The organism is uncultured Granulicatella sp., assembly GCF_963516875.1.
GTDB lineage: Bacteria > Bacillota > Bacilli > Lactobacillales > Aerococcaceae > Granulicatella.
Genome location: NZ_CAUQCL010000023.1, coordinates 1 through 13,143 on the forward strand (window position 1 = coordinate 1; position 13,143 = coordinate 13,143).

The 13,143-nt window shown below is 34.5% G+C and carries 11 protein-coding genes; 8 read left to right on the top strand and 3 right to left on the bottom strand.

The annotated features are described in order from the left end of the window. Positions 1–227 precede the first annotated feature (227 nt). Together RWM24_RS07680 and RWM24_RS08370 are read right to left on the bottom strand one after the other, a co-directional pair. Positions 228–332, bottom strand: a complete 105-nt coding sequence (locus RWM24_RS07680) for a putative holin-like toxin (RefSeq protein WP_314113111.1) — start codon at positions 330–332, stop codon at positions 228–230. Positions 333–626: 294 nt separating this feature from the next. Continuing rightward, on the bottom strand, positions 627–749 hold the full coding sequence (locus RWM24_RS08370) for a putative holin-like toxin (RefSeq protein ID WP_399539548.1): 123 nt from the start codon (positions 747–749) through the stop codon (positions 627–629). Positions 750–892: 143 nt separating this feature from the next. On the opposite strand from RWM24_RS08370, the gene RWM24_RS07685 reads away from it, so the two are divergent. The 5 genes from RWM24_RS07685 (at position 893) to RWM24_RS07705 (ending at position 8,058) form a co-directional block, all read left to right on the top strand. Then, entirely contained in the window at positions 893–2,569 is a 1,677-nt protein-coding gene (locus RWM24_RS07685; RefSeq protein ID WP_314113113.1) for a hypothetical protein, read from the top strand. Between the two features lie 151 nt (positions 2,570–2,720). Then, entirely contained in the window at positions 2,721–4,070 is a 1,350-nt protein-coding gene (locus tag RWM24_RS07690) for a hypothetical protein (RefSeq protein WP_314113114.1), read from the top strand. Positions 4,071–4,242: 172 nt separating this feature from the next. Further along, positions 4,243–4,704 (top strand): CtsR family transcriptional regulator, encoded by a 462-nt coding sequence (locus RWM24_RS07695; RefSeq protein ID WP_314113116.1) that lies wholly within the window; start codon positions 4,243–4,245, stop codon positions 4,702–4,704. 11 nt (positions 4,705–4,715) lie between these two features. After that, positions 4,716–7,199: an ATP-dependent Clp protease ATP-binding subunit gene (locus RWM24_RS07700; RefSeq protein ID WP_314113117.1), complete on the top strand. Its 2,484-nt coding sequence runs from the start codon at positions 4,716–4,718 to the stop codon at positions 7,197–7,199. 169 nt (positions 7,200–7,368) lie between these two features. Further along, positions 7,369–8,058, top strand: coding sequence for a hypothetical protein (locus RWM24_RS07705; protein ID WP_314113118.1), 690 nt, complete (start codon positions 7,369–7,371; stop codon positions 8,056–8,058). Between the two features lie 479 nt (positions 8,059–8,537). Here the strand turns inward: RWM24_RS07705 and RWM24_RS07710 are convergent, their stop codons facing one another. Then, on the bottom strand, positions 8,538–9,407 hold the full coding sequence (locus tag RWM24_RS07710; protein WP_314113120.1) for a helix-turn-helix domain-containing protein: 870 nt from the start codon (positions 9,405–9,407) through the stop codon (positions 8,538–8,540). Between the two features lie 148 nt (positions 9,408–9,555). Here RWM24_RS07710 and RWM24_RS07715 point away from each other — a divergent pair, with 148 nt between their 5' ends. The 3 genes from RWM24_RS07715 (at position 9,556) to RWM24_RS07725 (ending at position 12,999) form a co-directional block, all read left to right on the top strand. Continuing rightward, positions 9,556–9,828, top strand: coding sequence for an ACT domain-containing protein (locus RWM24_RS07715; RefSeq protein ID WP_314113121.1), 273 nt, complete (start codon positions 9,556–9,558; stop codon positions 9,826–9,828). A gap of 8 nt (positions 9,829–9,836) precedes the next feature. After that, the gene (locus RWM24_RS07720) at positions 9,837–11,189 is read left to right on the top strand and encodes a PFL family protein (protein ID WP_314113123.1); all 1,353 of its coding nucleotides are present in this window, start codon (positions 9,837–9,839) and stop codon (positions 11,187–11,189) included. A gap of 70 nt (positions 11,190–11,259) precedes the next feature. Further along, positions 11,260–12,999: a M3 family oligoendopeptidase gene (locus tag RWM24_RS07725; protein WP_314113124.1), complete on the top strand. Its 1,740-nt coding sequence runs from the start codon at positions 11,260–11,262 to the stop codon at positions 12,997–12,999. Positions 13,000–13,143: the final 144 nt, after the last annotated feature.

Sequence of the window (13,143 nt, forward strand, 5' to 3'; positions counted from 1 at the left end):
ATTTGGGACATTTTTACTTGTGTTTAATTGAGACATTATCACTTGTGTTTGACAAGTTAGATGTGTAAGAAATCACATTGTTTGAAAAACTCAGAAATTCTGATATAATAAAGATACAAAAAAGAGCCGAGCGGGAACTCGACTCTGATGTAGACCGTTAAAAAGACGGTGGCAGATATTATAGTGTTATAATAACACCGCAAACTCTACCCAAGTTTTGCGCGGTGTTATTTTTTTGTCTTCATTTCTATTAGTTTGACAATGAGTGCTACTAATGCAACTAGTAAAGTCGCAAAAGAACACACCAATGTCAACGCTTCATAGACTGACAAAGTACAACCTCCTTTCGATAGATTTTAAACAGATGCTCATAAGCACCACCTACCTTTATAGAGATTGCCACCGCTTTAAAACTTTCTACGCAGAGAGTGTACCATAAACGAAATGGAAATAACAGCGAACTGTTCAAAAAATCACATTGTTTGAAATTTTTCGAAGTTTTGGTATAATAAAGATATAAAAAGAGCCGAGCGGGAACTCGACTCTGATGTAGACCGTTGAAAAGACGGTGGCTAATTTTTATAGTGTTTATAACACCACTCAACTAGTCAAAGTCATGAGCGGTGTTATTTTTTTGTCACTAATTCTATTATTTTGACAATGAGTGCTACTAATGTAACTAATAAGGTCGCAAAAGAGTACACTAATGTCAAAGCTTCATAGAGAGAATACCGCTTTCCAAATATCATTTTGGAAGGCGGTTTTTTATGCGTGAATCGCTATTTAATAGATTTTCACCTGAATTCACATTAGTCAACAAAATCATCCCAAAGTTGTATGGACAGTACTATAGTAGAACCGTATAATGAAGACAATAAAAGGAGGAATTTAAATGAAAGATGTAACCAATAGTGCCAATCGAAGTGCAAGAAATCAACAAGGTAAGAGCCTTCGATTGAATTTTTCAAAGACAATTTTATATATCATTGCAGTAATTATTATTGCGCTGTACTATTATAAAAATCTTCCACCAATTCACTATGCTTCACCTGCTTTTTGGGTGTTTTTAGCTCTTATTTTAGTATTAGTTGGAGCCATTGAATGGGTGACAGGAGCTAGTATTGCTTTTAAAACGAGTACGAGTAAGTTTTCATGGGAACAAGTGAATCAGTCTAAAAGTCATCTCGTTTCTAAAATTGTACTTTCTATCGTTGGAGTTTTAGTCGTTATTGCTGCGGCAAGTTACTTTATTTTATCTCCATTATTTTTTGCAGAATCATATTCTAAAATGATTCAAGTTCAAAATGCAGACTTTGCGACAGATTTTCCTAAAACTGATGTGACACAAATTCCATTAATTGATCGTGATACAGCTTCAAGATTAGGAAATCGTCGAATTGGAGCTTTAACAGACCTAGTTTCTCAATTTGAAGTGGCGGAAGATTATACGCAAATTAATATTCAAAATCATCCGTATCGTGTTTCTCCATTAAAATATGCAGGATTTTGGAAATGGTTCTCCAATCATCAAGATGGAATTCCGAATTATATGCAAGTAGATATGGTTACGGGCGATGTAGAAGTGAAGAAACCAGAACAACCAATTCGTTATAGTGAAGCAGAGTACTTTAACCGTAATATTCATCGTCATTTACGTTTTAATCATCCGTTTACGTTATTTGGTAGTCCGAGTTTTGAAGTGGATGATGAAGGAACTCCGTATTATATCGCTTCAACTTATAGCCGTAACTTTTTCTTAAGAGAACCTGAAGTGAATGGTTTAATTACGGTGAATGCTTTAACAGGTGAAAGTAAGTATTATAATTTACAAGAAATTCCTAAATGGGTAGATCGTGTGTATAGTGCGGAATTGATTTTACATCAGTTGGAAATGAATGGTAAATATAAATTAGGATTCTGGAATACAATTTTCTCTAAAAAAGGAGTGACGGTTCCTACAAAAGGTTATAATTACTTACCAATGAATGATGATATTTACCTTTATACAGGAATCACTTCAGTAGCTTCAGATAATTCAAATATTGGATTCGTGTTAGTCAATACTCGTACAAAAGAAGCTAAAATGTATCCAGTATCAGCAGCAGAAGAGTTCTCAGCAATGAGTTCGGCAGAAGGTAGTGTACAAGAAACGGGTTATAAAGCAACCTTCCCATTACTGATTAGCCTCAATGGGAAACCAATGTATATTCTATCCTTAAAAGATGGTTCAGGGTTGATTAAAAAATATGCCTTAATTGATGTGGAAAATTATCAAAATGTCTATGTAGAAACAAGCGTGGGACGTTTAATTCAAAAATATGAACAATCTGCACCAACGGAACAAACAGGAACAGAAAGTGATGATCATCTAACAAGTGTGACGGGTAAAGTTCAAGATATTCAAGGTGTCGTTATTAATGGAAATACGATTTACTATTTATTAGTGGATGACAAAGTCTATCGTGCGCCAGCTACGATTCAAAATCGTTTACCGTTCTTACAAAAAGAACAACAAGTAGAAATGCAAGTTACTCCTCATGGGGAAGTTAGAAGTATTGTCATTAAATAGAAGAAAGAAGTGTATCGGATTCGTCTGATGCACTTTTTTGTTTTAGTAGTAACGAAGACATTTTTTCAATAATTTGAATTTATAAGGAATCTATAGTCTTTTTGGTGAAAGAATAGTACAATGAAAATGAATACAAAATAGGAGTGGTGAAATGAAAGAGATTTATAGTGGATTATATCAAGTTCAAGAATCTTTAACAGAATTTGAAAATGATTTTATGGTAGCAGCAGTTTGTAATAAAGCTGGAAAAGTTCAATTTATTGTACAATTAATGCATAATAAGGAAGGGCAATTTGCAGCATTTTTCCATAAAACTGTTCGTGAATATCAACATAGAATTATGGCAGAAGATGCTATTGTCAAAATAGCGGAAACGGAAGAAGATTTAGATGAAATTGAAGGGTTACGTAAAGGAATTCAAATTGTCTTTGTCCCATTAGAGTTTATTCCAACTAGTCAAAAAGCGACATTAAGAGAGTCAGGAATTACTCGTAAAAGAAAGAAATTATATCCATTAATTTTTAGTTTAAATGATTCCAAATTATTATCTAGAGATTTAAAAGTGTCGGAAGTGAATTTTTGTAAAAAAGTATTAGATTGGTTAACACAAGAAGGAAATCTTGCATTACTTGCTTCCACTACGAAACCAATTGAAAAAAATACTTTACCGAAGATTACATACAATCCTAAGAAACAAGAAAGCTTCTATGAACAAGGAGATCTTCTATACTTTGAGGAAGAATTAACATATGAAGAATTTATTGGCTATAAAGGAGAAAAGCCGAAATTGTATGTGCCGGAATTATCTCTTTATCGTGCGAAAAAAGAAATTCAAGTTGCAATCCCAGACACATTTGAAATTCGTTTAATGTTTTCTCCTACTCATTTTTATGGGGATGATGAAAAAAACGGCCCTCACTATATTCTGATCATTACAACGGATATGGAAATAGCACTTATTGAACCAATGTATCAATTAGATCCCGAATTTATTCAAAACACATTGTTAGAATTTTATAATGATGTATCAATGACTCCGGAAAGATGGGTGACAAGAGGAGTTTTTGCTCCATTCTTGAAGGAGTGCTTAGATCCAGTGATGGAAATTTTTAAAATTCCGTTTGCAATTAGTACAGAAACATCTGTGATTGATATGTATTCTCATGAAGAGCTGTTTCATTTGATTACTTCTGATGATCCGTATTATGATTTTGATGATCTCGATGATTTAGATGACTTTGACGGTTTCAACTTATCTGAAGAACTTCGTGAAAGGAGAGATTTTCATGAAGGTGCTAAAAAATCCTCCTCTGTAGAAAGTGAATTAGAAGAGTTACAATCTGCTCTTTCGATGGCATTGGAATATATTAGTAATCATGAAATGATTACGTACAATGAGTTGAAAAAATTTTTACAGGGAAAGAATATACGCCCATTAAATATCTCTGCAGTCATTGAAGGGTTAATTGAAGCGGGATGTTTACTTCCTGATTCGAAGTAATCGATGATGTTTGAATGTATAAAATAGTACAATCCTGTTGGTGAGAAATCACTGGCAGGATTTTTTGAATAATTTGTAATAAATTTTTACAGATGGAGTACTTTTTATTGGCAAAGAGAAATTTATTTTGTATAATTAAAGTCAAAGAAAGTCAAAAGAGAGGAGAGTTCGTATGCAACCGTCAAATATGTCGGATATTATTGAAGAATATTTAAAAAACGTCTTATTAGCACAAGAAAAAGTTGAGATTCGTCGTAGTGAAATTGCAGATCGCTTTAATTGTGTTCCATCGCAAATTAATTATGTGATTAATACACGTTTTACGGTTCAACAAGGGTATGTTGTTGAAAGTAAGCGTGGTGGTGGAGGATATATCCGTATTATGAAAGTGAATTTAGTCGATGATATGGATATTATTGATGCCTTATTAGAAGTAGTTCCAGAAGAATTATCCATCAAACAAGCTAATCATATTTTACAAAATCTATATGATAATGAGCTCCTCTCAAAAAGAGAAGCACAGTTATTATCGATTGCAATGTCGAAGGAATCTTTAATAGAAGCAGAGCAATGTAGTAATCAACTTCGTAGTAATATGATGAAAAATATATTAACCGGTTTAAAGTATAAGTAGGGGTGACGTGAATGAGTGATATGTTTACAGAAAAAGCACGTAGTGCAATGGTATTAGCTGCCCAGGAAGCAATTTCTTTTAGACATCAAGCAGTGGGTACGGAGCATCTATTATTAGGTCTAGTCATTGAACAAGAAGGAATTGCCGGAATCCTATTAAGAGAAAGAGGATTAACAGCAGAGATTGTTCGTCAAGAAATTGAAGCATTAACAGGATATGGAAGTAATCGTAAAGAAATCGATCCATATTTAATGCCTTATTCACCTAGAGCTAAAAAAGTAGTCGTTGCAGCGACAGAAGAAGCAAAACGTCTGAAAATTCCTCAAGTAGGAACAGAGCATTTATTATTAGGCTTACTTCAAGAAGAAGTATTAGCTACAAAAATTATGCGTGATAATCGTATTGAATTAGAAGAATTAATGAAGACGATTTATGAAAAAATTGGAATTCAACCTTCAAAAGCCCGTTCTACAAAAGGTCAAGTATCTGGTAGCAATGCAAAAGATAAAACACCGACATTAGATAGCTTATCAAGAGATTTAACAGCTCTAGCAAGACAAGGGAAGTTAGACCCAGTAATTGGAAGAAATGAAGAAGTTCGCCGTATGATTCAAGTAATTAGCCGTCGTACAAAAAATAATCCTGTATTAGTTGGAGAGCCTGGTGTTGGTAAAACGGCTATTGTAGAAGGATTAGCACAACGAATGGTTAACGGTGAAGTTCCTGAAGAAATTGCCAGCAAACGTTTAATGATGTTAGACATGGGTGCTTTAGTAGCAGGAACAAAATATCGTGGTGAATTTGAAGAACGAATGAAGAAAATCATCGAAGAAATTTATACGCAACAAGATGTGATTTTATTTATCGATGAATTACATACACTCATTGGTGCAGGTGGAGCAGAAGGAGCGATTGATGCTTCGAATATTTTAAAACCTGCCTTAGCTCGTGGTGAATTACAAGTGATTGGGGCAACAACTTTAGATGAGTACCAAAAATACATTGAAAAAGATGCTGCCTTAGAACGTCGTTTTGCTTCGATTCATGTAGAAGAACCAACAGCTGAAGATAGTATTCAAATTCTAAAAGGATTGAGAAAACATTATGAAGCTCACCACCATGTAGAAATTACAGATGAAGCAATTCAAGCAGCGGTACAATTATCAGTTCGTTATATCACTTCAAGACGTCTTCCAGATAAAGCAATTGACTTAATGGATGAAACAGCGGCAAAAGCTCGCTTAGATGTGACAACAAAAGTTTCTCCAATCGTCTTATTAGAAGAAGAAATTTTACATTTTGAACAATTGAAAAACCAAGCCATTCAACATCAAAACTTCGATGAAGCTGCTAAATTCCGTAAAAAAGAATTAGCGAAAAGAGATAAACTTGAAAAATTAATCGAAAAATTAGAAGCTTCACCCAAAACAGACTATATTGCTTCCATTGGAGAAGGGGATATTGCAGAAGTTGTTTCTCAATGGACAGGAATTCCTCTTCAACAAATGGAGAAAAAAGAAAGCGAACGTTTAATCAACTTAGAATCTGTATTACACAAACGTGTCATTGGACAGTCAGAAGCCGTAAGTGCTGTTGCTCGTTCGATTCGTCGTGCAAGAAGTGGATTAAAAGATCCACGACGTCCAATTGGTTCATTCTTATTCTTAGGACCTACTGGTGTAGGGAAAACAGAATTAGCGAAAACTTTAGCAGAAGCAATGTTTGGAGAACAAGATGCACTTGTCAGAATTGATATGTCTGAATATATGGAAAAACATTCTGTTAGCCGTTTAGTGGGCTCACCTCCAGGATATGTTGGATTTGATGAAGGTGGTCAATTAACAGAAAAAATCCGTCAACGTCCTTATGCTGTGATTTTATTAGATGAAATTGAAAAAGCTCATCCAGATGTGTTCAATATTTTATTACAAGTATTAGATGATGGACACTTAACCGATTCAAAAGGAAGAAAAGTGGACTTCAGAAATACAGTTATCATTATGACATCAAATCTGGGTGCTGTCGCTCTTCGTGAAGAAAAATCTGTAGGATTCGGAGCTAAAACAGTTCAACAAAACCATGATGCAATGGAAAAACGAATTCGTGAAGAATTGAAAAATTCATTTAGACCGGAATTATTAAACCGTATTGATGAAACTATTGTCTTCCATAAACTTCAAAAAGAAGAATTAAGACAAATCGTTGGTATAATGGCAAAAGAAATTACTTCAAGACTACAAGAATTGAATATCACAGTGAAAATTACTTCTGCAGTATTAGATGTATTAGCAGAAGAGGGCTTTGATCCAGAATACGGAGCAAGACCAATTCGCCGTGCGATTCAAAAGAAAATTGAAGATCCATTAAGTGAAGCATTGTTAAGCGGAGAAATTCGCTTCGGACAACAAGTCACTATTGGTGCTACAAAAGGGAAAATTACCATTAAAGGGAAAGAGAAAAAAGAAAAAGTGGAGAAAACTCCTGCCCTTGTGTAATGATTGATAAAATGTAGTAGATAGCCTCGCGAAAGCGAGGCTATTGTTGTTTTTGTAGGAAGTTTATAAAATACTACCTGTATAATTTGACTTTCCAGAGAATGAAGTGTTAAATTGGATAAGGAATATTTCTCGAAATATCTATAGTAATGACAAAGGGGAGTTTTTTATGAAAAAACACAAATTAATGTTAGCTAGTTTAGCAGTTTTAGGTGCTGGATTTTTAGCAACAAGTTCAAATGTACAAGCAGCAGAACAAAATACTACAGGATTTATACGCCAAAACGATAAAGTATATTATGTTGAAAATGGTAAGAAATTATCAGGATGGCAACTAATTAATGTGAATACTGATGATAAAAAAACAACAAAATTATGGACTTATTTAAATCAATCAGGTGAAGTTCAAACAGGATGGGTGAATGATAACGGAACTTGGTATTACTTAAAGGATTTAGAAGGTGAATCTAAAGGTATTGCCTTTATGCAAAAAGGATTCATTCAGTTAAACAAAACTTGGTATTACTTTGATGAATCAGGTGCGATGAAAGAAAATCAATGGTTCCAACAAGAAGAAGGTTGGTATTTTGCAGATAAATCTGGTTCAGTAAAAGTTGATGAATGGTTCCAAGTAGGGAACAAATGGTATGTTGCATCTGGAAAAGGTACAATTCTTACGAATGTATTTATTACATATCAAGATGAAGTTTATCATTTCAATGCATCTGGAGAGATGTCAGCAAACGAATGGTTTGAATCAAATGGCTATTGGTTCTACGCAAGTAAATCAGGAGCAATCTTAAGAAACACAACAACTCCTGATGGATACTATGTAAACGCAAACGGTATAGCGCAATAATTGTTAATAAGAGATGAAAAGACGACTCCAGTCGTCTTTTTTTGTGGAAAAATCCCTAACATTTCTTGATAGTGAAATCAATAAGATATCAACGGCTGCTGCTTGCAACGTCATTATGTACGTTTCCCCCTCAATAAAAACGCCCGATACAATAAGAAAACGTCAAAAAATAAAATGAAATCCCTATTTCTTAGTACAAAGGAAACTTCGAGACCAAGGCTCGAAGTTTAGCCATGAGATTCGCATAGCGAAGCTACTGGCATCCTCACTATGTACGTAATTCCCTTAATAAAACCGCCCCGATACAATACGGATACAAAGAATCCTACACCATTTCTTTATAGTGAAAGTAATATTAGCTATGAAAGGCTAATATTACAGGAAAAAATCAAGACCAAGGCTTGATTTTTAGCAATGAGACACCAAAGGTGGCTGCTTGCGACCTCACTATCAAAGGAATGGTGGAGGATTAATTTATTTTAGTATTCCTGTTGCATCAAAAGAAAATGGCAGAGAGTCAGATCGTCCATATTCTTCAGCGACAATCCCGTGAGTTGCCCAAACCGATCAATCCGATATTGCAACGTATTACGATGAATAAACAAACGAGTCGCAGCCTTCGTCAAAGTCCCACGCTCTTGCCACAACGCCTCAATCAAATCCGGAAACTCATCCTGACTCATTTGTGTATACAGCGTTTCAGGAATTGGAGAAATATCCAATTTTTTCTGAGTGAATCCCCATAAGACCATCGGCGCAAAAGCCAAACAAGTCTGCTTATTTGACTCGTGCAAATACGTCACAAATAAAGCTTTCTCTGCTTGATAAATCCCTGGAATATCTCCTGACATTTTCCAAACATTTCCAATGAAAATCTTCATTGAAATCGCAAAATCTTCCTCAACTGTGGCGTGAATTGCTTGTAAATCCTGAGTCGAAATCGTTTCAACATCAGCTTTTCTCACAATTGTATAATGCTTTGGAAAACATGAAAAGCTCGTGATTACATCTCCAAAAATCTCTTGCATCATCTCCAACCATTCTTGCTCATTAAAATCCTTATTTTTTTGAATTAAACAAACATGAATCAATTGAATATTCTCCAACTCAACAGGACATTGCCCCCCCTGTTCTAAATACTGTTGCCAAGGTGAAAGGTGAGTTGCCACTTTTGCAGGAGATTTTGTTAAGGTTTCTAATAAAGCTAATTCACGACTGGATAATTCTTCATAAGGAATTTGTAAATAAGTATTTTCTTCTAAAGGAATTATATAATCCTTCGTATCTTGTGGAATGTGATGCACCATTTTAGAATTTGGAAATAATTGTAACCATTCTTCGTATTTCATAAGCGTCTCCTTTTTCAATCTTCTCTTGTAGTATACACTAAAAAGGGGAGGGAGGAAATAAAAAGAAGAAAAGGAATTTCAAGTTTTGACTAGGATTTTTTTTGAAAATTCGATACAATAGAAGCAACTTTATTAAAGGAGTGAGAAAATGAAAGCAGTCGTAACAGTTGTCGGCAAAGATCGTGTCGGTATTGTTTATGAAGTATCAAAATTATTAGCAGAACAAAATATTAATATTGTAAACATCTCTCAAGAAATTATGGATAAATATTTTACAATGTTGATTTTAGTAGATGTATCAGCAAGTAAAATGCCATTTGTAGAATTGGCTCCTTATATTCACGAACAAGGAAAAAATTTAGCACTAGATATTCGAATTCAAAATCATGAAATTTTTGAAGCGATGCATCGGATTGGTTAGGTGAAGGAATGGTTCAACATAGTGAAATTTTAGAAACCATTTCGATGGTCAAAGAACAAAACTTCGATGTTCGTACGATTACTATCGGAATTGATTTACATGATTGTATTCATCCGGATATCGATGTGTTAAATCAAAATATTTACAATAAAATTACTCGTATCGGAAAAGATTTAGTGAAAACAGCTCACGAATTATCTCTTCAATATGGTGTACCAATTGTAAACCAACGAATTTCCGTAACACCGATTGCGCAAATTGCAGCAGCTACTAAAGCAGATAGCTATGTGTCTATTGCTCAGACATTGGATCGAGCAGCTAAAGCGATTGGCGTATCTTTTATTGGTGGATTTTCTGCCTTAGTTCAAAAAGGAATGAGTCCTTCAGATGAAGTGTTAATTCGTTCCATTCCTGAAGCAATGAAAGTAACCGACATTGTATGTAGCTCTGTCAATATTGGTTCTACAAAAGCTGGAATTAATATGGATGCAGTAAAATTAGTTGGAGAAATTATTAAAGAAACAGCTGAAACTACTCCAGAAGGATTTGGTTGTGCTAAAGTTGTGATTTTCTGTAATGCAGTAGAAGATAATCCATTTATGGCGGGAGCTTTCCATGGTAGTGGAGAAGCAGATGCCGTGATTAATGTCGGAGTTTCTGGTCCTGGGGTTGTAAAAGCAGCCCTTGAAAACCATGAAGCTGAAACATTAACAGAAATTGCTGAAATTGTTAAGAAAACAGCCTTCAAAATTACTCGTGTTGGTGAATTGATTGGTCAAAAAGCCAGTCAAATGTTAGGAATTCCATTTGGAATTTTAGACTTATCTCTTGCACCAACTCCTGCAGTCGGGGATTCAGTCGCTCGTATTTTAGAAGAAATGGGCTTATCCGTAACTGGAACCCATGGAACAACAGCTGCCTTAGCATTATTAAATGATGCTGTGAAAAAAGGTGGTATGATGGCTAGTTCTGCAGTTGGTGGATTAAGTGGGGCTTTCATCCCAGTTTCTGAAGATGAAGGAATGATTGAAGCTGCTGCTAATGGCGTTTTAACATTGGATAAATTAGAAGCAATGACAGCGGTATGTTCAGTAGGGTTAGATATGATTGCTGTGCCTGGAGATACTTCGGCAACTACGATTTCAGGAATTATCGCAGATGAGGCTGCTATTGGAATGATTAATACAAAAACAACTGCGGTACGTATTATTCCTGTTCCTGGTGGAAAAGTAGGAGATTCTGTAGAGTTTGGTGGACTATTAGGATATGCTCCAATTATGCCTGTTAAAGAAGGTAATTGTGACTTATTCGTCAACCGTGGAGGACGTATTCCAGCTCCAGTACAATCATTGAAAAATTAATTCTATCCATAGAAAAAGAAAAATTATTGCAGTATAATAAAAGATACGGAGAAAAGAGGAGGAATGAAAGATGTATGAATGGACATTAGAAGATTTATACCCATCATTTGAAAGTCAAGAATTTAAACAAGATGTAGAAGCTTATAAAGCTTTAAAAGGAAAATTTGAAAGTTTAACACTGGAAGATTCGATTGAAGGAATTACACAAGTTGTAAAATTATTAGAAGAATCAACAGTTTTAACAGGTCGTTTATATAATTATATTCATTTAACATTAGCAACAGATACAACGCATGAAACAGCAACACAAGTAGAAGTACAATTAGCAGGAGTTTCAGCTGATTTACAAGCGACTTATGCAAAAGTTTCAAAATTTTTAGGAACAATTCAAACAGATATTACAACAGATCCTTTCTTAGCGGAATATCGTTATTATTTTGAAGAAGCTAAAAAAGATGCAACTCACTTATTAAGTGATGAGTTAGAAGAAGTTTTAGCAAAAATGTCTATTAGTGGCGGAAAAGCTTGGTCTCAATTATTTGACTTCATGTGGTCAAGTGCTCAAGGAGAATATAAAGGCGAAGTAGTGACTTTAAGTGAAATTCGTGGGAAAGCATATGATAGTGATGCAGAAGTACGTAAGTCAGCGTATGAAGCTGAGTTGAAAATGTATGATGCGATTAAAGAACCAATTGCGTTCTCATTAAACCATATTAAAAAAGAAGTATTAACGACTTCACAATTACGTGGATTTGAATCTCCATTAGCGCATACTTTAGAAGCTTCTCGTATGAGTCGTGAAACTTTAGATGCACTATTAGAAGCAATCCGTGAATATTTACCAAACTTTAGAAAATATTTACGTCATAAAGCAGCTTTATTAGGTCATAAAAATGGATTACCATTCTATGATTTATTTGCACCTGTTGGAAACAGCAGTCGTACATTTACAGTGGAAGAATCCAAAGATTACTTAATTGAAAACTTTAAAACATTCTCAGCTGATTTAGCAGAAATGACAGAAGAATTTTTCGATAAACATTATATTGATTTCTACCCACGCAAAGGAAAAGTTGGGGGAGCATTCTGTGCAAACTTACCAATGATTAAACAATCACGTGTGTTAACAAACTTCACAGGATCATTAAGTGACGTTGTAACATTAGCGCACGAATTAGGACATGCATATCACGGTTTACACATTGAAAATCATCGTCCATTAAACCAAGATTATTCAATGCCAGTTGCAGAAACAGCTTCAACATTTAATGAAAACATCATCATGAATACAGCGATTAAAGAAGCTAGTGATGAAGAAAAAATCGCATTAATTGAATCTCAATTACAAGATACAACTCAAATTATTGTCGATATATATTCCCGTTACCTATTCGAATCAGCCGTATTTGAAAATCGTGAACAATCATTTATGTTCTCTAAAGATTTAGAAGAAATGATGTTATCTGCACAAAAAGAAGCGTACGGTGACGGACTAGATCAATCTTACTTACATCCATATATGTGGGCATGTAAACCTCATTACTATAGCACAGGATTAAGTTTCTATAACTTCCCATATGCATTTGGTGGATTATTTTCTAAAGGATTATATGCAATCTATCAAGAACAACCAGAAGGCTTTGTTGAAAAATATCAAGAATTACTTCGTGCAACAACTGTATCAAGTGTAGAAGATACTGCTAAAGTTTTAGGAGTAGATGTAAGTACACCAGAATTCTGGAAGAAAGCATTAGCAGAAGTAGCAGATTCTATTGAAGCATTTATTGCTTTAACTCCATTAGATAAATAATAAAAACTAGAAAAGGACTTTTCGAATTTAGCGTAGCTGCTAGGACGAAAAGTCTTTTTGATGCAAAAAGTTGAAAGATACACGTCTGTAATAAAATTTAAATAGAGAAAGTACAAGCTTCTTTCAAAAAAATGAAAAAAATTT